Origin of the sequence: Halorubrum sp. SD683 (assembly GCF_002135045.1) — an archaeon.
GTDB classification, from domain to species: Archaea; Halobacteriota; Halobacteria; order Halobacteriales; family Haloferacaceae; genus Halorubrum; species Halorubrum ezzemoulense.
Map to the genome: position 1 here is coordinate 66,030 of NZ_NEWJ01000002.1, position 23,955 is coordinate 89,984.

At 68.9% G+C, this 23,955-nt stretch carries 20 protein-coding genes and 2 pseudogenes; 14 read left to right on the top strand and 8 right to left on the bottom strand.

Annotated elements, in window-relative coordinates; translation table 11 throughout:
• The first annotated feature begins 40 nt into the window (after positions 1-40).
• From B9G49_RS02030 to B9G49_RS02040, 3 genes are all read left to right on the top strand, one after another.
• Positions 41-388 (top strand): hypothetical protein, encoded by a 348-nt coding sequence (locus B9G49_RS02030; RefSeq protein ID WP_049932681.1) that lies wholly within the window; start codon positions 41-43, stop codon positions 386-388.
• Positions 389-546: 158 nt separating this feature from the next.
• A complete protein-coding gene (locus B9G49_RS02035; protein WP_086215256.1) occupies positions 547-1,026 on the top strand; it encodes a TRAM domain-containing protein in 480 nt (159 codons plus the stop codon).
• A gap of 137 nt (positions 1,027-1,163) precedes the next feature.
• Positions 1,164-1,649 carry a Tfx family DNA-binding protein gene (locus B9G49_RS02040; protein ID WP_086215257.1) on the top strand — a complete coding sequence of 162 codons (486 nt, stop codon included), beginning with the start codon at positions 1,164-1,166 and terminating at the stop codon, positions 1,647-1,649.
• A gap of 28 nt (positions 1,650-1,677) precedes the next feature.
• Here B9G49_RS02040 and B9G49_RS02045 read toward each other — a convergent pair whose 3' ends face one another.
• A complete protein-coding gene (locus B9G49_RS02045; protein WP_086215258.1) occupies positions 1,678-2,739 on the bottom strand; it encodes a succinylglutamate desuccinylase/aspartoacylase family protein in 1,062 nt (353 codons plus the stop codon).
• A 108-nt stretch (positions 2,740-2,847) separates the two neighbouring features.
• Here B9G49_RS02045 and B9G49_RS02050 point away from each other — a divergent pair, with 108 nt between their 5' ends.
• The gene (locus tag B9G49_RS02050; protein ID WP_086215259.1) at positions 2,848-3,675 is read left to right on the top strand and encodes an MBL fold metallo-hydrolase; all 828 of its coding nucleotides are present in this window, start codon (positions 2,848-2,850) and stop codon (positions 3,673-3,675) included.
• Between the two features lie 61 nt (positions 3,676-3,736).
• Positions 3,737-4,825 (top strand): molybdopterin-dependent oxidoreductase, encoded by a 1,089-nt coding sequence (locus B9G49_RS02055; RefSeq protein ID WP_086215260.1) that lies wholly within the window; start codon positions 3,737-3,739, stop codon positions 4,823-4,825.
• 19 nt (positions 4,826-4,844) lie between these two features.
• Here B9G49_RS02055 and B9G49_RS02060 read toward each other — a convergent pair whose 3' ends face one another.
• Positions 4,845-7,346: a DEAD/DEAH box helicase gene (locus B9G49_RS02060; RefSeq protein WP_086215261.1), complete on the bottom strand. Its 2,502-nt coding sequence runs from the start codon at positions 7,344-7,346 to the stop codon at positions 4,845-4,847.
• Positions 7,347-7,662: 316 nt separating this feature from the next.
• Between B9G49_RS02060 and B9G49_RS02065 the strand changes: the two genes are divergently transcribed.
• Entirely contained in the window at positions 7,663-8,127 is a 465-nt protein-coding gene (locus tag B9G49_RS02065; protein WP_049932670.1) for a DUF5807 family protein, read from the top strand.
• Positions 8,128-8,163: 36 nt separating this feature from the next.
• Here the strand turns inward: B9G49_RS02065 and B9G49_RS02070 are convergent, their stop codons facing one another.
• Genes B9G49_RS02070 through B9G49_RS02080 form a run of 3 tightly spaced genes read right to left on the bottom strand, consistent with a single transcriptional unit; the run spans position 8,164 to position 12,500 of the window.
• Positions 8,164-9,816, bottom strand: a complete 1,653-nt coding sequence (locus B9G49_RS02070; RefSeq protein ID WP_049932669.1) for a long-chain fatty acid--CoA ligase — start codon at positions 9,814-9,816, stop codon at positions 8,164-8,166.
• Positions 9,817-9,873: 57 nt separating this feature from the next.
• Positions 9,874-11,172 (bottom strand): homoserine O-acetyltransferase, encoded by a 1,299-nt coding sequence (gene metX / locus B9G49_RS02075; protein WP_086215262.1) that lies wholly within the window; start codon positions 11,170-11,172, stop codon positions 9,874-9,876.
• Positions 11,169-12,500 (bottom strand): O-acetylhomoserine aminocarboxypropyltransferase/cysteine synthase family protein, encoded by a 1,332-nt coding sequence (locus tag B9G49_RS02080; protein WP_086215263.1) that lies wholly within the window; start codon positions 12,498-12,500, stop codon positions 11,169-11,171. Before B9G49_RS02080 ends, metX begins: the two co-directional genes overlap by 4 nt.
• 182 nt (positions 12,501-12,682) lie before the next feature.
• On the opposite strand from B9G49_RS02080, the gene B9G49_RS02085 reads away from it, so the two are divergent.
• Both B9G49_RS02085 and B9G49_RS02090 read left to right on the top strand, forming a co-directional pair.
• On the top strand, positions 12,683-14,866 hold the full coding sequence (locus tag B9G49_RS02085; RefSeq protein WP_086215264.1) for a glycoside hydrolase family 3 C-terminal domain-containing protein: 2,184 nt from the start codon (positions 12,683-12,685) through the stop codon (positions 14,864-14,866).
• Positions 14,867-14,898: 32 nt separating this feature from the next.
• On the top strand, positions 14,899-16,317 hold the full coding sequence (locus tag B9G49_RS02090) for a DHH family phosphoesterase (RefSeq protein ID WP_086215265.1): 1,419 nt from the start codon (positions 14,899-14,901) through the stop codon (positions 16,315-16,317).
• A gap of 37 nt (positions 16,318-16,354) precedes the next feature.
• Here the strand turns inward: B9G49_RS02090 and B9G49_RS02095 are convergent, their stop codons facing one another.
• Positions 16,355-17,875, bottom strand: a complete 1,521-nt coding sequence (locus B9G49_RS02095) for a molybdopterin-dependent oxidoreductase (RefSeq protein WP_086215266.1) — start codon at positions 17,873-17,875, stop codon at positions 16,355-16,357.
• Between the two features lie 94 nt (positions 17,876-17,969).
• Between B9G49_RS02095 and B9G49_RS02100 the strand changes: the two are divergent.
• A pseudogene (locus B9G49_RS02100) lies at positions 17,970-18,605 on the top strand (IS6 family transposase).
• A gap of 119 nt (positions 18,606-18,724) precedes the next feature.
• Here B9G49_RS02100 and B9G49_RS02105 read toward each other — a convergent pair.
• Entirely contained in the window at positions 18,725-19,288 is a 564-nt protein-coding gene (locus B9G49_RS02105; RefSeq protein WP_086215267.1) for a HalX domain-containing protein, read from the bottom strand.
• A gap of 144 nt (positions 19,289-19,432) precedes the next feature.
• On the opposite strand from B9G49_RS02105, the gene B9G49_RS02110 reads away from it, so the two are divergent.
• Entirely contained in the window at positions 19,433-20,164 is a 732-nt protein-coding gene (locus B9G49_RS02110) for an ATPase domain-containing protein (protein ID WP_086215268.1), read from the top strand.
• 97 nt (positions 20,165-20,261) lie between these two features.
• Here the strand turns inward: B9G49_RS02110 and B9G49_RS02115 are convergent, their stop codons facing one another.
• Positions 20,262-20,600: a helix-turn-helix domain-containing protein gene (locus tag B9G49_RS02115; RefSeq protein ID WP_049932657.1), complete on the bottom strand. Its 339-nt coding sequence runs from the start codon at positions 20,598-20,600 to the stop codon at positions 20,262-20,264.
• Between the two features lie 185 nt (positions 20,601-20,785).
• On the opposite strand from B9G49_RS02115, the gene B9G49_RS02120 reads away from it, so the two are divergent.
• From B9G49_RS02120 to B9G49_RS17300, 4 genes and pseudogenes are all read left to right on the top strand, one after another.
• A complete protein-coding gene (locus B9G49_RS02120) occupies positions 20,786-21,124 on the top strand; it encodes a hypothetical protein (protein ID WP_086215269.1) in 339 nt (112 codons plus the stop codon).
• A gap of 224 nt (positions 21,125-21,348) precedes the next feature.
• A complete protein-coding gene (locus tag B9G49_RS02125) occupies positions 21,349-21,933 on the top strand; it encodes an SHOCT domain-containing protein (protein ID WP_086215270.1) in 585 nt (194 codons plus the stop codon).
• A gap of 338 nt (positions 21,934-22,271) precedes the next feature.
• Positions 22,272-22,886 (top strand): archaellin/type IV pilin N-terminal domain-containing protein, encoded by a 615-nt coding sequence (locus B9G49_RS02130; RefSeq protein WP_086215271.1) that lies wholly within the window; start codon positions 22,272-22,274, stop codon positions 22,884-22,886.
• A gap of 2 nt (positions 22,887-22,888) precedes the next feature.
• Positions 22,889-23,281 (top strand): annotated as a pseudogene (locus B9G49_RS17300) (archaellin/type IV pilin N-terminal domain-containing protein); the annotation flags it as partial.
• Between the last annotated feature and the right edge of the window lie 674 nt (positions 23,282-23,955).

The following is a 23,955-nucleotide window of genomic DNA, read 5'->3' on the forward strand; positions in this document are numbered from 1 at the left end:
GACCGACGCTGTTTAACCGAACGCCCGAGAACGAGGGGGTATGGAACCGGTCGACGACTGGCGGTCGGCGATCGCCGAGGCCGGCGAGCTGACCGGCCCGATCGCCGCGGCCCTCGTCGAGGCCCACGGCGACCGCGGCCAGCGCGCGATCGAGGCCGTCGGCGAGGGGCGCGTGAAGCGGTACCGCGATTTCACCGTCGTCGTCGGCCACGAGGACGAGTACGTGGTCGAAGACGGGGAGTGTACCTGCGCGGACGCGACGTACAACCTCGACGCCGACGACCCCGACGAGCGCTGCTGGCACGCCATCGCGGTCGACGTCGCGGACGCGCTCGACGCCGTCGACCACCACGACATGTGGTACTCCGAGGTCCGCGAGTTTCTCTGAGGCCGCCGCCCGCGCCGCTAAGCGTCGCTGCCGCCGCCGCTCTGGGTCGTCGGACCCCACCAAAACAGCCGCCGCTCGCCCGCGTGAGGCGACGTTTTTCGCGAACTTCGGTCTGAGAGTCGAAAACGTTTACAACAGCGGCCGGTCTCCCCTACGGTATGGCGGACTGTCCACTCGCCGACGACTGCCCCAGCTTCGACGAACGGATCCAGGGGATGGGGTGTCAACACTACGGCAACAAAGGCGGCGCGGAGTGGTGTAACCACTACGACATGCCGATCTACGAGCTGAAACAGCAGCCGGTCCAGCCCGGCGAGGCGGTCGTCGTCGAGGTCGACGACATCCACGAGAGCGGTGCTGGCGTCGGCCGCACCGACGACGGGTTCATCGTCCTCGTCGACGGGCTCCTCCCCCCGGCGCGCGCCGAGGTCAAGATCCACCGCGTGAAGTCCAGCCACGCGACGGCGCAGGAAGTCGTCGAGCGCCTCCCCGACGACCCGGACGCCGAGGAGTCCGACGACGACGCGGACGCCGAGGGGAACGACGAGGCGGAGAGCGAGGACGACGAGGGTCGCAGTCGCCGCGACCGCCCGGACCGCGAACGGCTCGGCAGCCGCGAGAACTTCTGGGGCAAGTGACGGCGTCTCGGGGGAGCCCCGCCCCACGGACAGTCCGGACGCCGTCGATCCGTCGCGCGATTCTCCGCCGCCCGACTCCCGCGACGCCCGTCGCCTGAAACCGCCGTTTTTTGAGCGACCGGCCCGTCGATGACCACATGGTGGCAGACGACGAGCAGCCGGAGCCGGTCGATGTCGACGCCGACTCGATCCTGGAGGGGGCTGGGTTCGACGCCGACGAGAGCGTGCTCACGCGCCGGCAGGCGGAGGTGTTAGCGCTCCGCGAGCGCGGGCTCCGACAGTCGGACATCGCCGACCGACTCGGCACCTCGCGCGCGAACGTCTCCAGCGTCGAGGCGAGCGCCCGCGACAACGTCGAGCGCGCCCGCGAGACGGTCGCGTTCGCGGAGGCGCTGTCCTCGCCGGTCCGCGTCGAGATCGAGGCGGGAACCGACCTCTACGACGCGCCGAAGCGGGTGTACGACGCCTGCGACGAGGCGGGCGTCAAGGTGAACCAGACCGCCCCGGAGCTGATGAAGGCGATCGGCGACCGCGCGGGCGACGCGGTCCACGGCCGCGAAGTCCGCAACCGGCTGTTCGTCACGGTCGCCGCCGACGGGCAGATCCGCGTCCGGCGGCCGTAGCCTCGCGCCGCAGTCGGTTTCCGCTCTCTCACTCCACGTCGATCCGCTCCGCGACGCCGACAAGCGTCGCGCCCGCGGTGACCGTTGCCTCGCGGGCGACCGAGTACGCGATCCCGCCGCGGTCGGCGCGCGCGACCTGATGCGTCTCGAACGTCGTCGGGTCGAACACCTCGCCGACGCGGTCGCCCTCGGTCACCCGGTCCCCGACGGCGAGGTCTGGCTCGGGGACGAACAGCCCGGAGTCGCCGGCGGTCACCCGCCCGAGGTGGTTGCGCGCGACGACGCCGTCCCACGGCTCGGGCTCGCCGTCGAGCAGCCCCTCGTGTCGCAGCGCGCCGATCATCCCGGCCACGCCGGTCTCGACCGCCGCCGGGACGACCTCCCGGCTGTGGGCGAGCTCGGGCGTGATCGTCGGGATCCCTTCGCGGGTGGCCGCGACCCGGAGCTTCCCGGCGAACCCGCGCTCGTCCCACTCCGTGTCCGCGTCGTCTCCGGCCGCCTCCGCGAGCAGCAGGTCGGTGCCGAACGCCTCCGCGAGCCCGCGGCAGGCGTCGTCACCGCGCATGTACACCGCGTGGGTCGCCATCGACGGCGACCCGGTGTGGAGGTCGACGATCGCGTCCGCCTCGCCCGCGAACGCCCAGAGCCGGGCGGCCATCCGGTCGTGGAGCGACCCCTCCGGGTCGCCGGGCCAGCATCGGTTCATGTTCGGCTGGCGCGAGTCGAGCGACTCCGGCGTCGTGTACGAGACCCGGTCGAAGGTGAGCGGGTCGGCGACCGGCACCGTCACCAGCGTGCCGTCGAGGTCGGCGGCCGACGGCCCGCCCTCGGCTCCGGTTTCGGCTCCGGACGCGCCCTCGGCGCCGTCGCCGACGAGCCGGTCGTGGAGCCGCCGGAGCACCGCGGTCCCGTTCACCTCCCGACCGTGCTGAGCCGCCTGCGCGTACACCACGGGCGCGTCCCCGGGCGCGTCGAGCTCTGGCCCGCCGTCTCCGTGGACGATTTCCCCCTCGCCGTAGGCGTGGACGGTCGTCCGGATCGGCACGCCCGACGGGAGCCGCGCGAGGGTGAGGCTGCGACTTGTGTGCATGCGAGCGGCTCGGGCCGGCTCGGAGTTATACGTCCGGGTGTGACTCTGACCCCTACGGACCCCCGTCCGACCGCGGACGCTAAGGCCATGGCCCGCACACCACGTTCCATGCGCGTCACCCTGCTCGGGACGGGCGACACGACGGGGACGCCGACGGTCGGCTGCGACTGTGACACCTGCGAGACGGCTCGCGAGCGCGGGGTGTCGCGGTCGCGCTTCTCCGTCCACGTCGCCAACGAGCGGACCGGCGAGTCGCTGCTCGTCGACTTCAGCCCCGACTTCAGACAGCAGTTCCTCGCGGCCGACGTCCCGCTGCCGGACGCCGGCCTCGTGACGCACATCCACTTCGACCACCTCGACGGGCTGGGGAACGTCTACCGGCTCGTCGACGGGCTGCCGGTCCACGCGCCCGCGGAGACCGACTCAGCGACCGACGAGAGCGTCGCGGAGACGATCCGAGACAAGTACGACTACCTCGAAGACCGGATCGGCGTCCACGCCCGCGACCCCTTCGAGCCCTTCGAGACCTGCGGCTTCGAGGTGCGGTTCGTCCCGGTCGACCACCCGCCGCTCGTCTGTTACGGGGTCGTCGTCCGAGATCCGGTGACCGGCGCGAAACTCTCGCTCACGGGCGACACCAGCTACGACGTTCCCGAACGCTCCCGCGAGGCGCTCGCCGGCGCGGACCTCCTCCTCGCCGACGCCATCGTCCCCGCCTCGCTCTGTGAACACCACCCGATCGGCGGCCGACACGAGGGGCCGGACGGCGTCGCCCGCACGTTCGGCACGAAGCACATGACCCGGGAGGGGGCGCTCGCGCTCGCGGACGAGCTCGACCCCGACCGGACGCGGCTCGTCCACCTCGCCCACTACTACCCCGCCGACGAGGCGTTCGAGGAGCCACTCGCGGTCGACGGCGAGGTGTACGAGCTGTAGCGAGCACGGCGATTCTCCGCGGGCTGTATCCTTTTGTCTCGCTAGCACGTAGCACGCGTAGATGGCCGCGACGGACCGACTCCGAACCGCGCTCGACCGCTTGGAGCCGCCGCCGCGCGCGGTCGACTGGTCGCTGTTCGCGTTCGTCGTCGCCGAGGCGGCCACCGGGCTGGTCTCCTTCACCGTCGGCGTCCCGGAAGGGTGGCCGCTGTTCTGGTTCCACCGCGCGCTCGGCGTTGGCATCGTCGCGCTGCTGGGGTGGAAGCTCGCCCGCGTCCGCCGTCGGCTCACCGACCCGAACCTGTGGCGGCGGTCGACCGCGCTCTCCGTCCTGACGCTCGTCGCCGCGGTCGGCGCGCTCGCGACCGGCACCATGTGGGTGTTCGGCCTCGACGTGCGGCTCTCCTACTGGACGCTCCTCTCCGTTCACGTCGGGTTCGGGCTCGCGCTCGTCCCGCTCGTGGCCGCGCACGCCGCCACCCGGTTCCGCCCGCCTCGGCGCGTCGACTTCGAGCGCCGTCGGACCGCAGTCACCTACTTCGCGCTGCTCGCGGCCGGCGGCACGACCTACCGCCTCCAGCAGGGGATCAACGACGCGCTCGACACGGCCGGGGCAGACCGGCGGTTCACCGGCTCGCAGCCCCGCGAGGGCGACGGAAACGGCGCCTTCCCGATCACCTCGTGGGTCGCCGACGACCCCGACCCGATCGACCGCGACGCGTACCGGCTGGCGGTCGACGGCCTCGTGAGCGACGCCGTCGAACTGACCGCCGACGAGCTGGCGGCGGGTCACGAGACGGAGGCGCTGCTCGACTGTACGAGCGGCTGGTACACGGTCCAGGAGTGGGGCGGGATCCGCGTCGGCGACCTGCTCGACGCGGCCGGAGATATCGACGACGACGCGGCCTACGTCCGGTTCACGTCCGTCACCGGCTACCGCTGGAGTCTCCCCCTCGACGAGGCCGAGGACGCGCTGCTCGCGACGCACGTGGGCGGAGAGCGGCTGAGCCACGGCCACGGCGCGCCCGCCCGACTGGTCGCGCCCGACCGCCGGGGTTTCCAGTGGGTGAAATGGGTGACGCGCGTGGAGGTCCGGTCGGAGTACGACCTCGGGCAGTGGGTGGTGACGCTGGTGAGCGGGTTCGACTAACTCCGCGGCCGGTCCGGCCTCACTCGTACTCGGTCCCGACGACCTCGCGGATGCGCTCCGCGGTCACCGGGCCGACGCCGTCGACGTCCAGTAAGTCGTCTTCGGGCGCGGTCATCACGGCCTCGACGGTGCCGAAGTGTTCCAGCAGCGTCCGCGCCGTCACGGGCCCGATGTCGGCGATCGAGGAGACGACGTACTCCTGCTGTTCCGCGCGGGTCTTCGTCGTCTTCTCGCCGTGGACGCTCACCTCGCGGTCGCGCGTCTCCTGCTCCCGCTTGGCGATCGTCGCGAGCAGCTCGGTGGTGTCCTCCTCGCCCTCGGTGCGGAGGACGCTCACGTCGAAGTCGACCGCGAGCGACGCGAGCGCGCCGCGGATCGCGTTCGGGTCGATATCGCGCTGGCCGTAGAGGTTCGTCCCTTCGACGACCATGACGGGGCGAGCGTACGCCCGCGAGAGCTCGCCCACCTGCTCGAACATCGACCGGTCGGAATCGAGCATCGAGTCGACGAAGTCGGCCGCCGACTTGCGCTCGACCGCGACGCGGTCCGAGAGGACGTAGTCGCCGACCGCGAGCGTCTCCAGCCGGGTGACGAGGCCGTCGCGCGTCGAGAGGTCCTTCGCGATCGAGGAGTCGAGCTCGCGCTGGTCGACGACGACCTCGACGCCCTCGTCGACGCCGGCGGTGGCGACGACGCCGTCGTCGCCTGCGTCCGTCTCTGCCTCGACCTCCGTCTCTCCGTCAGCCTCGGCCTCCACGTCGTCCACGTCGTCTTCTCCCTCCCGCGCTTCCGCAGCGAAGTCGGTGAGGCCGGCGTCGCCCTCGTCGTCACCGCCGATCTCGCCTTCATCGTCACCACCGACTTCGCCCTCAGCCTCACCCTGGTCATCGCCCGAGCCGCCTTCGCCAGAGTCGCCCTCGCTCGCGGACCCGCCGGCGAACGCGTCGAGGCCCGCCTGTCCCTCGTCGCCGACTGACTCCTCGATGTCGTCGGTGGCCTCCTTCAGCTCGGCGAGCTGGCTGGCCATCTTCTTTTCGCGGCGCCGTGAGATCCAGAAGAACGCCTCGTCGCGGGTGTCCTCGGCCATCAGGACGACGACCTTTCCCTCGGCCTGCCGGCCCGTCCGCCCCTTGCGCTGGATCGAGCGGATCGCAGTGGGGACCGGCTCGTAGAAGCAGACGAGGTCGACCTCGGGCACGTCGAGGCCCTCCTCCGCGACCGAGGTGGAGACGAGTACTTCGAACTCGCCCATCTTGAACTCGTCGAGCGTCTCCTGTTGCTGTTTCTGGCTCATCCCGTCGGAGCCGTCCTTGTCGCCCTGTCCGACGAACTTGCGTACGTCGAAGCTGGCGGAGAGGAACTCCACGAGCGCCTCGGCGGTGTCCCGGGACTCGGTGAACAAGATAGCGCGCTCGCCCTCGTTGATCCCGAGCGTCTCCGCAAGGAGGATGCGGGCCTTCGAGAACTTCGGGTGGAGCCCGTCGAACGACTCCGCCTTCCGCATCGCTTCTCTCACTTTGGGGTCCGCGACCATGCGCTGGCTCGCCTTCGACGCGCCCGACGACCGGGCGGCCTCGCGCTGGCGCTCGAAGTAGCGACGCACGGACTCGACGGACTGCGTCTCGACAAGCTCGGTCGCGCGCCGGAGCTTCATCACCTCGGCGTGGGTACTCATCCCCTTGTACCCCTCCGACTGGTCGTTGTCCATCATCTGTTTCAGCTGCCCCCGCATCTTGTTGAGGTCCTTCTGCGAGAGGTCGGGGTTCGTCGTGTTCGTCACGCCGAGCTGTTTCAGCTTCTCCAGCCGGTCCGTGATCACCTCGTTGAGCGCGTCCCGGATCGCGAGCACCTCGTCCGGCAAGGTGACTTGCTCCCACCCGACATCGGTGTCGTGAGTGTACTCGTCGACATCGGCGTCCTCCTCGGTCATCACCTCGACGTTGACGAGCCCGAGGTTCTCGCAGACCGTCTCGATCTCCTCGGTGTCGCCGCCCGGCGAGGCCGACATCCCGGTGACGAGGGGGTCGGTCGCGTCGACGTGGTACCGCTCCGCGATGTAGACGTACGCGTAGTCGCCGGTCGCGCGGTGGCACTCGTCGAAGGTGAGGTGGGTCACGTCGCGCAGCGAGATCCGGTTACCGACGAGGTCGTTCTCGACGACCTGCGGCGTCGCGATCGCGATGCGCGCGTCGTCCCAGAGCGCGGCGCGGTCGTCGGGCTTCACGTCGCCGGTGAACACGACGATCTCGTCGTCCGGAATCTCAAGCGCCTCGCGGTAGAAGTCCGCGTGCTGCTGGACGAGGGGCTTCGTGGGGGCCAAGAAGAGCGCCTTCCCGCCCGCCTCGTGGAGGCGCTCGACGGTGACGAGCAGGCTGACCGTCGTCTTGCCGAGGCCGGTCGGGAGACAGACCAGCGTGTGTTTGTCGGCGGCGGCGTCCGCCAACTGGAGCTGGTAGCGGCGCCGCTGGAGGAAGTCGTCGACGAGCAGGGGTCTGTCGATCCCGGCGGCCTCGGTCGCCATCGGCGGTGCTTCGCCGCCGTCGGCCTAAAGCCTTCGCGAAGCGGGGTGAAAGTTATCCGTCGACGGAACGCTCCTCTCGGAGCTCCTCCGGAACGTCCTCGTCGACCAGCTGTGCCCACTCCGCGAGCCGGTCGTCGGATCTGTTCTGCGTGCTCATTACGCGACGGATCTCCGTGGTGCGTATTAACAGTTACCCCGATTCCACACGATCTATTATATGCTCGGCGGATCGCCGCTCCGCGATCGCCCGCGACCGGAGCCGGTTCCGCTCGAGGCGACACGCACACCTTTTACCGCTCACGCGCCTCCGGGCGGCATGAGCAACCTCGACGAGTTCCTCGCGGGCGAGCGGCTCGACGACGTGGTCTTCTACCTGAGCGACGCGTACCTCGACGACGACTCCCGGCTGCGCGAGGTCGGCACCGAGACCGCCGGCGGCGTGCGGCTGATCCTCGACGGCGAGACCGGGCGGTCGGCGTTCCAGGCCGGCACGGGCATGGGCGCGATGGAGTTCGCGAAGACGGCGATGGCCGCGGAGGGCGAGATCGCGCGCTCGCTCGACGACGGCGCGTGTCCGTTCGCGGACGGCCCGGACGCGGACGACGCGAGCGAGGATCCCGAAGCCGACCACGACATCCAGTTCATCTTCGCGTTTGCCGAGGCGCAAAACGAGGAGGTCGGCGGCCTCTACGCCGAGGGCGACGTGGTCCACGCGTACGCTCACTGTACCTGCGGCGAGAGCTACTCGCACAAGTGGGTCGTCGGCGACCGCGACGACTGAAAGCCCGCCGAGCGACCGGCTACCCGCTCGGCTCGACTACTCCTGCTCGGGCGCGTCGTCTTCCGGGACGGCCCCCTCGACGAGCGACTGGTCGCCGTACTGCTCCCGGAGGTCCTTCTTCGAGAACTTCCCGGTGGCGGTCTTGGGAACCTCGTCGATGAACTCCACCGCGTCCGGGACCCACCACTTGGGGTACTCCTCGCGGAGCCCGGTCTCGATCCGCTCGACGAGCTCGTCGCGGTCGACGCCCTCGGCCACGACGATGAACGCCACGGGGCGCTCCTGCCAGCGCTCGTGGGGCACGCCGACGACGGCCGCCTCGCTGACGCCGTCGTAGGCCATGATCGCGTTCTCCAGCTCGACGCTGGAGATCCACTCGCCGCCGGACTTGATCACGTCCTTCGTCCGGTCGACGAGCTGCATGTAGCCGTCCTCGTCGACGGTGACCACGTCGCCGGTCTTCAGCCAGCCGTCGACGAACTCCTCCTCGTTCGCCTCGGGGCGCTTGAAGTACTCCTTCGTGACCCACGGGCCGCGGATCCGGAGCTCACCGAACGCCTCGCCGTCCCACGGGATCTCCTCGCCGTCCTCGTCGATGACCTCGAACTCCAGGCCGGGAGCGACGAGCCCCTGCTTCGAGCGCTTGTTCACCTGCGTCTCGTACTCGGCGTCGCGAAGGTCATCTTTGAGATGCGAGACGGTGCCGATCGGCGACAGCTCCGTCATCCCCCACGCGTGGAGCACCTCCACGTCGCGCTCGTCGTACCACTCGACCAGTGCCTTCGGCGCGGCCGCGCCGCCGATGATCACGGTGTCGAGCGTCGAGAGGTCTACCTCGTTACCCCCCTCGATGTACTCGCGGAGGCCGAGCCACACCGTCGGCACGCCCGCGGAGATGGTCACGCCCTCCTCTTCGATCAGCGCCGCGAGGTCCGCGGGGTCCGGCGATGGACCGGGGTAGACGTGCTTCGCGCCCGCGGCGGCGGCGGTGAACGGCATCCCCCACGCGTTGACGTGGAACATGGGAACGACGGGCATCACCACGTCAGAGTCCTCCATCGGGATCCCCTGCGGGGTCTGGGAGGCCATCGTGTGGCTCCATAGCATCGAGTGGGTGTACTCGACGCCCTTCGGCTTCCCCGTCGTGCCGGAGGTGTAACAGAGGCCGGCGGGCTGGTCGCCGTCGAGGTCCGGCCAGTCGTACTCGGTCGAGTGGTCCGCGATGAACTCCTCGTAGGCGGGCGCGTTGAGCGCGTCGATGCCCTCCGACCCCATCGCGACGAAGTCGACGCCGTCGAACTCTTCCGCCCCCTCCGCAGCGCCCGCGATCTTCTCGGCGAGCGACGGGTCGACGAAGATGATCTCGTCTTGGGCGTCGTCGACGATGTACTGGATGTGCTCGTCGGGCAGCAGCGGGTTGATCGTGTGGAGCTGCGCGCCCGTGTTCGGGACGCCGAAGTACGTCTCGAAGTGCCGCGTGTGGTTCCAACAGAACGTCGCGACGCGGTCGCCGCGCTCGATCCCGTGGTCGTCTAAGGCGTTCGCGAGCCGGGCCGTCCGGTCGGCGTACTCGGCATACGTGTGCCGCGTCCGCCCCTCGTGCGTCCGCGAGACGATCTCGGTGTCGGGGTACAGTCGCTCGGCGCGCCACATGAACGGTCGCAGGGTCTGCGCGTGTCCGCCTGGCATACCTCTCACCTCACGCGGTCTGGAACTATGAACGTTATCATGATTGATCGTGACTCTTCACCCCCGAAACAGGCTCGCGTGGACCGGCGCGTGGTTAGAGTCTGGCCGCGGGTCGTCGCCGTCGTCGCCGTCCTCGTCGGAGACGGCGCGGCCGTCGACGCCGTCGGCGAGGAAGTCTCGGACCGGCGGGCCGACGTGTTCCGGCTCGACGAGGAACGCGTCGTGGCCGTGGTCGGAGTCGACCACGTGGTGGGCGACCGGCACCCCGGCCTCGCGGAAGGCGTCGCCCAACGACGCCGACTGCTCGACCGTGAAATGCCAGTCGGCGGTGAAGCTCATCAGCAGCGTCTCGCCCTCGAACGCGGCGAGGGCGTCGGCGTCGGTCCCGTGGCCGGCGGCGAGGTCGTACTCGTCCATCGCGCGCGTCAGATAGAGGTAGCTGTTCGCGTCGAAGCGGTCGCCGAACCCCTCCGCCTGGTAGTCGAGGTACGACTCGACCTCGCGGTACGGGAAGAACCCGGCCGTCGGCTCCGGCGGCAGCCCGAGGTCCCCGTCCTCGCGCGTCAGGGAGTCGCGGCCGGCCGACCGGCGCCCGAACTTCCGCTCCATCGACGCCTTCGAGAGGTACATAATGTGGCCGATCTGGCGGGCGATCGCGAGCCCCTCGGTCGGGGCCGGCCGGTCGTCGCCGTAGTAGTCGCCGCCGTTCCAGTCCTTGTCGGCGCGGATCGCCCGGCGCGCCACCGCGTCGAGCGCGAGACACTGCGCGTCGAGGCGTCCGGCCGTCGCGATCGCGACCACGCGGTCGACGTCGTCCGGGTACCGCTTCGCCCACTCCAAGGCGTTCATCCCGCCGACGCTGCCGCCAACGACCGCCCGGAGCCGCCCCACGCCGAGGTGGTCGAGCAGGCGGCGCTGTGCGCGCGCCCAGTCCTCAACTTGGACCGGCGGGAACGCGGTCCCCCAGCGGTCGTGGTCGGGCTCCTCGCGCAGGCCGAGGTCCGCGGGTCGCTCGCTGGCGGGGCCGGTCGTCCCGTAACAGGAGCCCGGAACGTTCGCGCAGACGACGTAGTACTCGGTCGTGTCGATCGCCTTCCCCGGGCCGACGACGTCGTCCCACCACGCCCGGGCTTGCCCGGCCTGCCCGGCCCCGGTGGTCTCCGCGTCCCGCTCCGGCTCGGGGGAGCGCGCGACGTTCTGGCTCCCGGTGAGCGCGTGGCAGACGAGCACGACGTTGTCGCCGTCGAACTCGCCGTGCGTCTCGTAGGCGACCTCGAAGTCGGGGACCGACTGCCCGCACTCGAAGGTGAAATCGCCGAGCGAGGCGACGCCGTGGTTGGTCGGGACGGCGCTCATCGGTCCGCCCCCTCGTCCGGGGCCCGCTCCTCCTCGGTCCGGCCCGCCGCGACGTGCTCGCCCGCGGCCAGTCCCGCGTCGAGGTCGGCGATCACGTCGTCGGGGTCCTCGATCCCCACCGAGAGCCGGAGCATCTCGGGGTAGACGCCCGCGAGCCGCTGCTCGTCCTCGTCCATCTGCGCGTGGGTGGTCGAGGCGGGGTGGATGACGAGCGTCTTCGCGTCGCCGATGTTCGCGAGGAAACTCGTCAGATCGACCGACTCGCAGAAGGTCTTTGCGGCCTCGTACCCGCCGTCGACGCCGAAGGTGACCATCCCGCCGAAGCCGTCGAGGTACTCCGCGGCGTTGCCGTGGCTCTCGTGGTCCTCGAAGCCGGGGTACGTCACCCAGTCGACGCGGTCGTCGCCGCGGAGGAACTCGGCCACCCGCCGCGCGTTCTCGCAGTGGCGATCCATTCGCAAGGGGAGCGTGTTCAGCCCCTGGATCGTCTGCCACGCGTCGAAGGGCGACTGCTGGCCGCCGGTCGGCCGCACGCCGCGCTGGCGGGCGACGTTTGCGAACGCGGCGTCGCCGAACTGCTCGACGAAGTCGATCGGGTACGCGGGCGATTCGCCGTCGAGCTCGGCGTAGTCGGCGTCGGGGTGGTCCCACGGGAACTGCCCGCCGTCGATCACGACGCCGCCGACGGTGGTGCCGTTGCCCGTGATCCACTTCGTCGTCGACTCCCAGACGATGTCGGCGCCGTGCTCGAACGGCCGACAGCAGTACGGCGTCGCGAACGTGTTGTCGACGACGAGCGGCACCGCGTTCTCGTGGGCGATCTCGGCGAGCCGCTCGAAGTCGGGCGTGACGAGCGAGGGGTTCGCGAGCGTCTCGACGTGGACGAACGCGGTGTCGTCGTCGATCGCGTCGGCGTACGCGTCGTAGTCGAGGGTCTCCACGAGCCGCGTCTCGATCCCGCGGCGGTCCGCGACGCTGGTGAGGTACGCGGCCGTCCCGCCGTACATCTCGGAGCTGGCGACGACGTTGTCGCCCGCGCTCGCGAGGACGGTGGTTATCGCGTCGAACGCGGCCATCCCCGAGCCCGTCGCGACCGCGTCCGACCCGCCGGCGAGGTCGGCGAGCCGCTCTTCTAAGACGTTCACCGTCGGGTTTGAGAGCCGGGAGTAGACGTGGCCTTCCGCCCGGAGCGCGTACAGCTCCGCCGCCGTGTCCGCGTCGTCGAAAACGTACGAGGTCGTCTGGTGGATCGGCGTGGCGCGGGCGCCGGTCGCCGCGTCGGGCTCGGCACCGGCGTGGAGACTCCGGGTGGAAAACCCACGTGTCATGTACGTAGTGTATATCTCTGGACACTGCTATAACCGTCAGTTACGGCAAGTGATGCCTCGGCCTGTCCCGCGGCGGACACCGAACGGCGCGCCGCGGCTCGAGACCGAACCTGTCGCTACTGCGACGCCGCTTGGAGAACGCCCCCCGAAACGGTTTCCGGCAGTCTCACGAGGATTCGGGTATGACTGAAACACCCACACCTGCCGACCTCGTCGCCGACCTCACGCTGACGGAGAAGGTCCGACTCGTCCACGGGGCCGTCGACCCTGAGGGTCGGGCGACGGGCTACGTCCCGGGCGTCGAGCGCCTCAACATCCCCCCGCTCCGACTGGTCGACGGGCCGCTCGGTGTCCGGGTCCCCGGCGAGTCGGCGACCGCGTTCCCCGCGCCGGTGGCGCTCGCCGCGACCTTTGACTCGGCTCTCGCGCGCGAGCACGGCGCGGCGCTCGGCCGGGAGACGCGCGGCGCGGGACAGGACGCCCTGCTCGCGCCCGGCGTCAACCTGATCCGCGTCCCGCACAACGGCCGGAACTTCGAGTACCTCTCCGAGGACCCGGTCCTCTCCGCGACGATGGGCGCGCGGGTGGTCGCGGGGATCCAGTCGGCGGACGTCATTGCCACCCCCAAACACTACGTCGCGAACAGTCAGGAGACGCATCGCGCGTCGGTCAGTACCGAGATCGGCGAGCGCGCGCTCCGGGAGTGTTACCTTCCCTCGTTCCGCGACGCCGTCGAGGTGGGCGCGAGATCGGTGATGACCGCCTACAACGGCGTCGACGGCGTCCGGATGAGTGACCACCGCGAGCTCGTAACCGGGGTGCTGAAAGGCAAGTGGGGGTTCGACGGGTTCATTGTCTCCGATTGGTACGGAACGGAGGGCGCGGCGGCCGCGGCCAACGCGGGCCTCGACGTGGAGATGCCGGGCACCTCGCCCGAGGCGCTCCACGACGGGACGGAAGATGAGGGCGACGAGTCCGACGGCGGCGGCTTCGACGACCTCCCCGAATCGATCGCTCGCGGCATGCCCGATCCGCGGACCTGCGAGGGGTTCGCCGAGACGCTCGCCAACGCGGTGCGAGACGGCGACGTCCCCGAGTCACGCCTCAACGACATGGTCGTCCGGGTCCTCCGCGCAATGGACGGCGTCGGGCTCTTACGTGACGCAGACGAGCGCGCCGACGGCGCCGTCGACACGCCGGCCCACCGCGAGCACGCCCGCGAGGTCGCCGCGCGAGGGACCGTCCTGCTGAAGAACGACGGTGAGGCGCTCCCGCTCGACGACGGCGACGATGTCGCCGTGATCGGCCCGAACGTCGACGAGGCGGTCCTCGGCGGCGGGGGCTCCTCGGAGACGACGCCGGTCGTCTCCGCGACGCCGGTCGAGGGGTTCGAGTCCCGCGCCGCGGGCGACGTGACCGTTCGCTACGGGCTCCCGCGAGTCGAGGGCGTCTCGATGTTCGACCTCCTCGCGGGCGACGACGGGACCGACGGGGACGCGCGCGATCCCGACGTCGACGGCGCGGTCGACGCCGCGGGCGACGCCGACGCCGCGGTGGTCTTCGTGCGCGACGCCGCCACCGAGGCGATGGACCGCGAATCGCTCCGGCTCCCCGGTCGACAGGACGAACTCGTCGAGCGGACCGCGGCCGCCGCGACCCGGACCGTCGTCGTCGTCAACGCCAGCGGTCCGGTCGAGCTGCCCTGGCGCGACGCCGTCGACGCGGTCCTGGTGAACTGGTACCCGGGACAGGCGCACGGCGACGCCGTCGCGAGCGTCTGCTACGGCGACGCCGACCCCGGCGGACGGTTACCGGTGACGTTCGCCCCTGAGGGGGCATACCCGACCGCGGTCGACGAGCGCCGCTTCCCCGGCGTCGATGGCGAAGTGAGCCATGACGAGGGGGTGTTCGTCGGCTACCGCTGGTTCGACGCGGACGACGACCGCGCCGCGGGCGCAGGCGACGCCGAACCGACCTACCCGTTCGGCCACGGCCATTCGTACGCGACCTTCGAGTACCGCGACGCGAGCGTCGAGGCGGCGCCGGCGGCCGACGCCGAGCGTCGGGCGACCGTCACCGTCGCGAACGTCTCCGACCGCGACGGCCGCGAGGTCGTCCAGGCGTACGTTCGCCCGCCGGCCGTGGACGGGGTCGACCGCCCGGTCCGGGAGCTCGCGGGGTTCGCGAGCGTCGCTGTCCCGGCGGGTGAGGTACGTACCGTCGAAATCGTGCTCGACGAGCGCGCGTTCGCGCGGTACGGGGAGTCGGGGTGGCGGGTCGACCCCGGCGAATACGCCGTCGAGATCGGCCGTTCGAGCCGGGACGCGCGGGTTGAGCGCGTCGTCGACCGCCGCGACGAAGCGTGAGTTTATCCACGGTCGCGAGCCAACAAGAGGTAATGGCAGTCGCCGCCCCCGTTCCCGACCTCGCCGACCGCGCGACCGACTGCGCCGACCGCCTGCGCGAGGCCGACAGGGTGCTGCTCGCGTCCCACATCGACGCCGACGGGATCACGAGCGCCGCGGTCGCGTCCACCGGGCTCGCCCGGGCGGGGATCGACCACGAGGTCGTCTTCGAGAAGCAGCTCGACGCCGACTCGATCGCCGGGATCGCCGCCCGCGAGTTCGACGTGGTGCTGTTCACCGACTTCGGCTCCGGCCAGCTCGACGCCATCGCCGACCACGAGGACCGCGGCGACTTCGTCCCCGTCATCGCTGACCACCACCAGCCCGCCGACCGCGACACGCGGTACCACCTCAACCCCCTCTTGGAGGGGATCGACGGCGCGAGCGAGCTGTCGGGTGCCGGCGCGAGCTACCTTCTCGCCCGCGCGCTGGAGGGGCCCGACGGCGACAACCGCGACCTCGCCGGGCTCGCCGTCGTCGGCGCGGTCGGCGACATGCAGGACTCGGCGGACGGGCTCGTCGGCGCCAACGAGTCGATCGTCGCTGACGGCGTCGACGCCGGCGTCCTCGACGCGCAGACCGACCTCGACCTGTACGGCAGACAGACCCGCCCGCTCCCGAAGCTGCTGGAGTACGCCTCCGACGTGGACATCCCGGGGATCTCGAACGACGAGGCGGGGGCCATCTCCTTCCTCACCGACCTCGACGTCGACGTGAAACGCGACGGGGAGTGGCGCCGCTGGGTCGACCTCGACGCGGAAGAGCGCCAGCGGCTCGCCTCCGCGCTGATGCGCCGCGCGGTCGCCTCGGGCGTCCCGTCCGAGCGGATCGAGGCGCTCGTCGGGACCTCCTACACGCTGGTCGACGAGGAGCCCGGAACGGAGCTGCGAGACGTCAGTGAGTTCTCGACGCTGCTCAACGCGACCGCCCGCTACGAGCGCGGCGACGTCGGCCTCGCGGTGTGTCTCGGCGACCGCGGCGACGCGCTCGCGGAGGCCCGCCGGCTGCTGCGCACGCACCGGCGGAACCTCTCTGAGGGCCTCCAGTGGGTCAAAACCGAGGGTGTCACCCACGAGGACCACCTCCAGTGGTTCGACGCCGGCTCCCGCATCCGCGAGACGATCGTCGGTATCGTCGCCGGGATGGCGGTCGGCTCCCCCGCGGTCGACCGGTCGAAGCCGGTGATCGCCTTCGCCGAGGAGAGCGCCGAGGAACTGAAGGTCTCCTCGCGCGGCTCGCACGCGCTCGTCCGGCGGGGGCTCGACCTCTCGACGGTGATGCGCGAGGCGAGCCGATCGGTCGGCGGCGACGGCGGCGGCCACGACGTGGCCGCGGGCGCGACCATCCCGATCGGCGAGCGCGACGCGTTCCTCGCCGAGGCGGACCGGATCGTCGGTGAACAGCTCTCGTGAACGCCGTCGGCTCCCCGCCCGCCCACTCGCCGACCGTTCACTCGCCGACCGTCCGGCGGACCCAGCCCGACGCGCCGCTCGGGACCGGGCCGGACGCCTCGCTGGTCTGGCGCGTCCCCTCGCCGTCGACCGCGCGGACGACGACCTCGTGTTCCCCGGCGGGCTCGAAGGCGTGGCGCCACTGCCGCCAGACGTCCGCGTCGGGCAGCGCGTCGGAGAGCTCGGCGTCGGTCCACGAGTCGCCACCGTCGGTCGACACCTCGACGCGCTTGACGCCAGGCGTCCCGGCGTAGGCGTGGCCGGCCAGTTCGATCCGGCCGTCGCCGAGTTCCGTGATCCCCTCGTCCCAGAGCTTGGCCACGGTGGTCACCTCGCCGGTCCCCTCCCAGCCGCGCTCTTCCCAGTAGCCGTCGTCCTCGACTTTCAGCAGTTCGATTTCCGAGAGCCATTTCACGTTCGTTTCGCCCCAGTGGCCCGGGATCAGCATCCGGACAGGGTGGCCGTGGTTCGTCGGGAGCTCCTTGCCGTTCATCCCCCACGCGAGGAACCCCTCGGCGAGTATGTCCACTGGGAACTGAACGTAGTACCCGTCCTCGCCGCGCAGCATGGCGCAGTTACAGTCGCCCTGGGGGTCCACGGATTCGAGCAGCGGCCGGATCGGCGTCCCCGTCCAGACGGCGGTGCCGATTCGGCGCCCGTTCAGGTCCTCCCCGACGCACCGCAGCGTCACCGCGCGGTTCTCGGCGGGGCGCTCGATCAGCTCGTCGAAGTCGACCGTCCGCTCGGAGCCGGTCTCGCCGGTGAACGTCAGCGACCACTCCTCGGCGGTGACCTCCGGGTCGAACTCCGCGATGTCGACGTTGTAGAACTCGCCGATCGGCGTCACCATCTCCTGGAGCCCGTCGCTTTCGACCGTCAGCGACGCCGAGTCGAGTTCTCGGAGCCGCGCGGCTGCGCCCTCCGACCGCGGGGCGTTGGGAAGGGGCTCGTCCTCCGACGCGAGCGCCCGCCGGCCGACGACGGTCGCGGCGACGAACCCGAGCGCGCCGGCGACGACCCCGAGCGTCCGGCGGCGCACCGCATTGACGACCGCCGGCGAGCCCCTCACTGTGCCGGTGTCACCTCCGGACGGGGTCGCGGACGACGGCAACCACCCGATCCCGACGACGACCGCCGCGGGGAGCGCCGCGCTCAGCGCACCCGTCGAGACGCCCGTCAAGCCGGCGGCAAGCAGCCAGGATCCCCCACCCGCGATCGCGGCGCCGACTGCTCGCCGATCGGTGCGCGCGGCGAGCCGAAGGCCCGCGAACGCGACCGTCCCGAACAGTCCGACGGCGATCGCGAGCGCCAGCGCGATGTGGATCAGGTGACCCGCCTCGCCGAGCGTTTCGATCGTCGCCGTCACGATCGGTCCAGGGGTCAGGTTGACGACGGTTTGGTCGATCGGCCTGACGACGAACGACGGCGTCCACCCCGCGACGAGGTACGAGCCGGCGATCGCGGCCGCGCCGGCCGCCGCGGCGAGAAGCGGTTCCCGTCGCTCGGTAACGTTGATCACGGTCAGGGTTAGGGCCGCAGTAACTTGAACTGCGGCCTCGGGGCGGTGTTGAGATAAGGTCGAAGGATGAGGCGGTCAAAGGATCGAGTTGTCTATGCTCAGTTTCGACCGCCTCAGCGGCGATAGCGGTTGTATCGAGTTAGATTTTCTGGAGCGAGAGGCGACACCCGAGTCGGCGATGAAACTCGGTATCCGACTCCATTTGGCGTGACTATCACTTTCGGATACCGTCTCGACTCTTGAGAGATTGGGTGTCGATCGCCATCGAACCACCGTCCATCGGTGGGTACAGAAAGCCGATTTACAGCCGACGGACGGTGCGAATCCGAATCACGTTGCGGTCGATGAAACCGTGATCCAGCTCAACTCTGAGCAATATTGGCTGTACGCTGCTGTCGATCCCGACACAAACCACCTGCTCCACGTTCGGCTCTATCCGACGAGAACGAACGCGATCTCCTCGATGTTTCTCTCAGAACTCCGTGAGAAACATCAGGTCGACGACGCGGTCTTTCTCGTCGACGGTGCGCCATGGTTACACGCGGCCTGTCATCGTCATGGGCTCCGATTCCAACACGTCACACATGGGAATCGGAATGCCGTCGAACATGTCTTTCGCGAAGTAAAACGACGAACAAACCAATTCTCAAATACGTTTAGTCACGCTGAACCGAGTACCGCCGAAAATTGGCTACAAGCGTTCGCCTTCGCATGGAATCAGCTTATCTAAACACTACCCCGAAACCGCTACAGTACCGTCGGCGTCGCCGGAGTACGCACAGCCGCGACGGCGAGAAAAGCGATCAGAACGAGCGCCGCGAGCGATCGCAGCGAGGGGGCGGCGTCGCGTCAGGCCTCGCCGAGGTCGCGGAACATCGCGCGGTAGTCGTCGGTCGACAGCGACTCGCCGAGGTTGTCGATGTCGGCGTCTAAGTCCTCCAACCGGTCGACCAGGTCGGCGTACGCCTCGTTCTCCTCGCGCTGTGCGGCCGGTTTCTGCGAGCTGAGGACCGCGCGTTTGCTGGCGAGGGCGGCGGCCTCCTGAACGAGGTCGTCGTACTCGCTGCGCGTCAGTAGCGTGTCGATGGCTGCGAGCAGCTTCGAGCGGCTCACCGGCTTGGTGAGGTAGAGGTCGAACCCCATGTCGATGATGTCGAAGTCGGGTTCAACCGCGGTGACCATCGCCACGCGACAGTCGTACCCCTCCTCGCGGATGTGTCCCAAGACGTCGTCGCCGCTCCCGTCAGGGAGTCGGCGGTCGAGGAGTACCACGTCGACGGCGGCGTCGACGCGGTCGATCGCCTCGGCGGCGGTCTCCGCCACGTCGACGGCGTACCGCTCCTCTAAGAAGCCGGCGTACAGCGCCGCGATGTCTGGCTCGTCCTCCACGACGAGCACCGACGGATCGCTCACCGCCGATCACCGCCGAGGGCGACCGGACACGCTTCACCGGGCATACACGAACGGGCGGCGTGTCGAGAGATAAAACTGTCGCCGTTCGCTCGCCCGATGTGCTCAACCGTCTTTTATATACTCCGGCCGCCAAGGGGGAGACGAATGTCAGAACTCGTCTCCACCGGGGTCGAGGGGCTCGACTCCATTCTCACCGGCGGCATCACCGAGCGGTCGACGGTCCTCGTCTCCGGCAACCCGGGCACCGGCAAGAGCATTTTCGGCATCCAGTACCTCCATCACGGCGTCTCCGAACACGACGAACGCGGCGTGTACGTCTCCTTCGAGGAGGACGAGGCCGACATCCGCGGCGCGGCCGCGTCCGTCGGCTTCGAGAGGTTCGACGAGATGGTCGACGACGGCGACATCGTGATCCTCGACAAGCGGGAGATGCTCCGCGAGACCGACTTCTCGACCGCGGTCGACCGCCTGCTCGACACGGTCGAGGACGGCGAGTTCGACCGCCTCGTCTTGGACTCGCTGTCGATGTTCCAGTTGTTCTTCGACGCCGAACAGGAGAAGCGCACCTACCTGCTGAAGTTCTCGGACATCCTCAAGGCGAACGGGCTTACCTCGCTGCTCATCAACGAGCAGGGCGCCGTCTTCCCCGACACGGAGGTCGGCTTAGAGAACTTCCTCACGGACGGGAACATCTACTTTATCCAGACGCCGACGGACTCGGGCGTCAACCGCTACGTCTGGGTGGCGAAGATGCGGAAACAGGACATTGACACCGACATCTTCCCGATGGAGATCGGACAGGGTGGGATCACGGTCCACGAGCGCGCCGGCGGGTTCTCGATGATGGGCGGCTCCGACGACCAGCCCTCGTTCTAACCCTCGCAGCGCGGCTGCGTCGATCGCGGCCTGGTGACGCTCTTCCGATCGCGGCACGATCGACGGTCTTCCGATCGCCGCTGCCGACCAACGCTGATCACTTTCGCGACGAGAGGTCGCGCCAGACGTCGTCGAGGCGGTTCTTCACCGCCGACCGTTCCTCCACCTCGACCGTGAGCCCGTCGCGGAAGTCGACCTCGACCCCGTCGACCCTCCGACGGTACACCTTCACGCGCCGGTGTTCGTCCGAGAGCGGGCGGTCGTGTAACTCCAGTAGATCGGCCTCCTCCAACTCGTTGATCCGTCGGTAACACGTCGCGATCGGGACGTCCAGCTGGTCGCTGAGATCCTGCGCCGACTTCGCGTCGCCCGTCGCCGTCAGGATGTCCGTGTTGTATTTGTTACCGAGTACGGTGATCAGATTGTCCCCCACCATTCACGTTATCGGGATTGATTTTTATCTCTTATAACGGTACCGGTGAGTGCCCCGGGCGGCAACCCTCGCGATCCGGCGTGCGGTACGGGACCACGGGCGGTTCGGCGACTCGAATCGGTTTGCCGTGTTATCGCCGCTGATACCCGCTCCCGTGGGTTTATAATCCGCATTCGAGCAGGTGAGGTATGGAGCTCATTGAGGGGTTGTACCTGATGACGACCACCGTGCTGGCCGGCGCGAGCGCGACGCTGGTTGCGTTCGCCGTCGCGGCGTATCGGTCGTCCGGCCGCACGGCGATGGCGTACCTGGCGGTCGGCTTCGGACTCGTCGTCGTCGCGGCGGTCGCGACGCCCGCGGCCGCCTTCCGGACCGAATTCGCCGACCCCGAGGCCCTCCTCCTCGTCAACACCGGGCTGCTGGCGGCGTCGATGGCGCTTGTCGCCGGGAGCCTCGCGGTGTACGAGCCGGGGACGCGGGAGTTCGTGATCCCCGAGTCGGAGGTGTCGCGTCTGCGCGATCGGTGACAGTCGGATCCGAGCCCTAACCTCCCGCGTCCCCGCTGAATCGATCCTAAGCGAACACCGCGAAACCGGAGGCGTACCCCGCTCCCCGACGCCCTTTTGCGTTCTCGGTCCGTAACGACATCGATGACAGATCGCTGTCGAAACGGCGGCGCGACCGCGAGCCCGCGACCGGTTCCGCGGCGGCGCCGACCCGGTGAATCGCCCCGAGGCTCGGGGCGTCGACGATGACGGCTGCCGACGCCCGCGGGGGTCGCTCGCCGGTCGCGCGCCTCTCGGATCTCGCCGCGCGCGCCGGCGTCGGCGCCGGGGTCACGGTGCTCGTGAGCGTCCTGCCCGTCGTCGGGCTGGTCGCGCCAGCGGTCGGCGCCGGCGTGGCGAGTTGGACCGACGACGCGGAGCGCCCCCGCGGCCCGAAGATCGGGGCCGCCACGGGCGCGCTGGTCGCGCTGCTGTCGCTGCCACTGACGTTCTTTGCGGTGTGGGTCGCCGCCGCGGTGTCGCCCGCGGCGACCGTCGGCGTGCTCGCGCTCACGCTGTTCGGCGCGGCGTACGTCGTGGGCAGCGGCGTGCTCGGCGGCTACCTGGCGGACCGGATCGCCGCCGAGCGCGATACCTCGCGGGCGGACGCCGACCGCGAGGCGCCCGCGACGCCGATCGAGCGCCTCAAACACCGCTACGTCGAGGGCGAGATCTCCGACGCGGCGTTCGAGCGCCGCCTCGACCGACTGGTCTCCGCCGACCGCGACCGCACCGACTCGGCGTCTCGGCGCGAGACGCCCGAGACGACTGCCCCCGAACACGAGCGCTGAAACGGCCTCGGGGGAATCGCTCTTTCGAACGGCGTCGTTGACAGCCGGTATTCACCTCTCTCCCTTGTCAGTCTCGCCCGACGCGGTCGCCGCTCGTTCGCACATCGGATTCGTGATGGAGACCGGTCGGTACCGCCGCTGCGCCGCAGATCCAGATCTGATACTCTCTCGCCGAAGTCGTTGATATATTCTGTAACTAAACTACTCAAAATAACCCGGAAATCGCACGACGTGACGTGTTTATCAACTCGGATAACCGGGGACGTGATCTTAAGTAGGAAATCCACTTCGCTATCGATAACGCCCGCCGGGCAGGCCGGGGGCCGACGCAACACACAATGTTCGAAACCATACTGGACGAGGAAGAGCGCGGTCAAGTGGGGATCGGGACCCTCATCGTGTTCATCGCGATGGTGCTGGTGGCGGCGATCGCCGCCGGCGTCCTGATCAACACAGCCGGGTTCCTCCAGACGCAGGCAGAAGCAACGGGCGAAGAGAGTACATCTCAGGTGAGCGAACGGCTTCAGGTCGTGAGCCAGTCCGGTGACATCGCTGACAACGTCGCCGGTACCAGCGAGCGCGGCATCGGTTCACTTGAGTTCGTCGTCGCGTCGGCACCCGGCGCCGACAACATTGACCTCGACGAGGTATCGGTGGAGTTAGTGGGGACCTCGGGGCAGGAGACGTTCCAGCTCGACGAGGACCCGCCGGCGACCAACGACATCTTCACCAAACCTGGGGATAGCCCTGTCCTGACAGACAACAGTGACCGCGCTGAAGTTGTCGTCGATCTTGAGGCAACTGACACGTTCGAGGACACTAACGGTTACGCGCTCACTGAGGGCGACTCGCTGACGGTGACGTTCACGACCGCGGCAGGCGCATCGACGACGACTGAGATCCGTGTCCCGACCACGCTGGTCGGCGATGACGGCGACTCGGTGAGGCTGTAACAATGTTCGAATTCATCACTAACGACGACCGCGGTCAGGTCGGTATCGGCACGCTCATCGTGTTCATCGCGATGGTGCTGGTCGCCGCCATCGCCGCGGGCGTCCTGATCAACACGGCTGGGTTCCTCCAGTCACAGGCGGAATCGACCGGCGAAGAGAGTACGGACCTCGTGTCCGAGCGGATCGAAGTGACTAGTTCCGTCGGGATTGTCAGCAGTGACACCTCGACGCTGAGCGAGATCCGCGTGACGACCACCGGGGCGCCCGGTGCCGACGACATCGACCTGACCGACACGACGATTCAGGCGGTTGGGCCCGGCGGACAGGAGAACCTCGTGTTCACCGACGCCGCGTACGACGTCGTTGTCCCGGATGAGACAGATAACACCTCTATCCAGCAGGCTGTGGCCAGCGACGCTAAGACCGTTCAGGTCGGCGTGAGTTCGGATCTCTCCGACGATGTCGAGTATCTGAATGTTTCATCAAATAAGACTGGTAATCCATACGTGTCTGTCCCGATTGAGAACATCGATGCGGGTGAAATCAACACGATCGACATCTCTGATCTCGACCTCAGCGGAACTCCAACCTTAACATCGCAGGTCTACGCTAGTTCCACTACTGATGGTACGAGTGTCACTGTGACTGATGTTAGTTTCTCTGACCCCACTGCCAATGCTAACGCGTCACAGCTTCAGGGTAATATCCTCGCTCATTATACAGAAGTCCGCGTGGCTGCTGGTCAAGATAATTCCAGCGACGGCAGTGGATACGCACAGATCAACATCACGAACCAGGCCAACGGTAACACGGTGATTCTCACCGCTGGCGAGGATTTCACTAAGGATTCGAGGTTCACGGCAGATATCTCGGATCTTGACATCTCTGAGAATGATAAGCTGGCGACCACCACGGAAAAAAGCGACGGTAGCGACGTGAGCAGTAGTAGCAATCAGACGGTTAATGCGGGTCTTGACATCGTATCTGTCGAGAACCTCAATCCCGGTGAGTTCGCGGTCGGCTCCGACGGTGCCTTCGAATCTGATCCGGTCCTCGACGATCAGGGTCA

Coding starts and splice junctions, on each gene's coding strand:
- B9G49_RS02030 (WP_049932681.1), top strand. CDS start 41: ATGGAACCGGTCGACGACTGGCGGTCGGCGATCGCCGAGGCCGGCGAG.
- B9G49_RS02070 (WP_049932669.1), bottom strand. CDS start 9,816: ATGCCAGGCGGACACGCGCAGACCCTGCGACCGTTCATGTGGCGCGCC.
- B9G49_RS02090 (WP_086215265.1), top strand. CDS start 14,899: ATGGCAGTCGCCGCCCCCGTTCCCGACCTCGCCGACCGCGCGACCGAC.
- B9G49_RS02115 (WP_049932657.1), bottom strand. CDS start 20,600: ATGGTGGGGGACAATCTGATCACCGTACTCGGTAACAAATACAACACG.
- B9G49_RS02080 (WP_086215263.1), bottom strand. CDS start 12,500: ATGACACGTGGGTTTTCCACCCGGAGTCTCCACGCCGGTGCCGAGCCC.
- B9G49_RS02060 (WP_086215261.1), bottom strand. CDS start 7,346: ATGGCGACCGAGGCCGCCGGGATCGACAGACCCCTGCTCGTCGACGAC.
- metX (WP_086215262.1), bottom strand. CDS start 11,172: ATGAGCGCCGTCCCGACCAACCACGGCGTCGCCTCGCTCGGCGATTTC.
- B9G49_RS02035 (WP_086215256.1), top strand. CDS start 547: ATGGCGGACTGTCCACTCGCCGACGACTGCCCCAGCTTCGACGAACGG.
- B9G49_RS02110 (WP_086215268.1), top strand. CDS start 19,433: ATGTCAGAACTCGTCTCCACCGGGGTCGAGGGGCTCGACTCCATTCTC.
- B9G49_RS02125 (WP_086215270.1), top strand. CDS start 21,349: ATGACGGCTGCCGACGCCCGCGGGGGTCGCTCGCCGGTCGCGCGCCTC.
- B9G49_RS02040 (WP_086215257.1), top strand. CDS start 1,164: ATGGTGGCAGACGACGAGCAGCCGGAGCCGGTCGATGTCGACGCCGAC.
- B9G49_RS02050 (WP_086215259.1), top strand. CDS start 2,848: ATGCGCGTCACCCTGCTCGGGACGGGCGACACGACGGGGACGCCGACG.
- B9G49_RS02130 (WP_086215271.1), top strand. CDS start 22,272: ATGTTCGAAACCATACTGGACGAGGAAGAGCGCGGTCAAGTGGGGATC.
- B9G49_RS02055 (WP_086215260.1), top strand. CDS start 3,737: ATGGCCGCGACGGACCGACTCCGAACCGCGCTCGACCGCTTGGAGCCG.
- B9G49_RS02065 (WP_049932670.1), top strand. CDS start 7,663: ATGAGCAACCTCGACGAGTTCCTCGCGGGCGAGCGGCTCGACGACGTG.
- B9G49_RS02120 (WP_086215269.1), top strand. CDS start 20,786: ATGGAGCTCATTGAGGGGTTGTACCTGATGACGACCACCGTGCTGGCC.
- B9G49_RS02085 (WP_086215264.1), top strand. CDS start 12,683: ATGACTGAAACACCCACACCTGCCGACCTCGTCGCCGACCTCACGCTG.
- B9G49_RS02045 (WP_086215258.1), bottom strand. CDS start 2,739: ATGCACACAAGTCGCAGCCTCACCCTCGCGCGGCTCCCGTCGGGCGTG.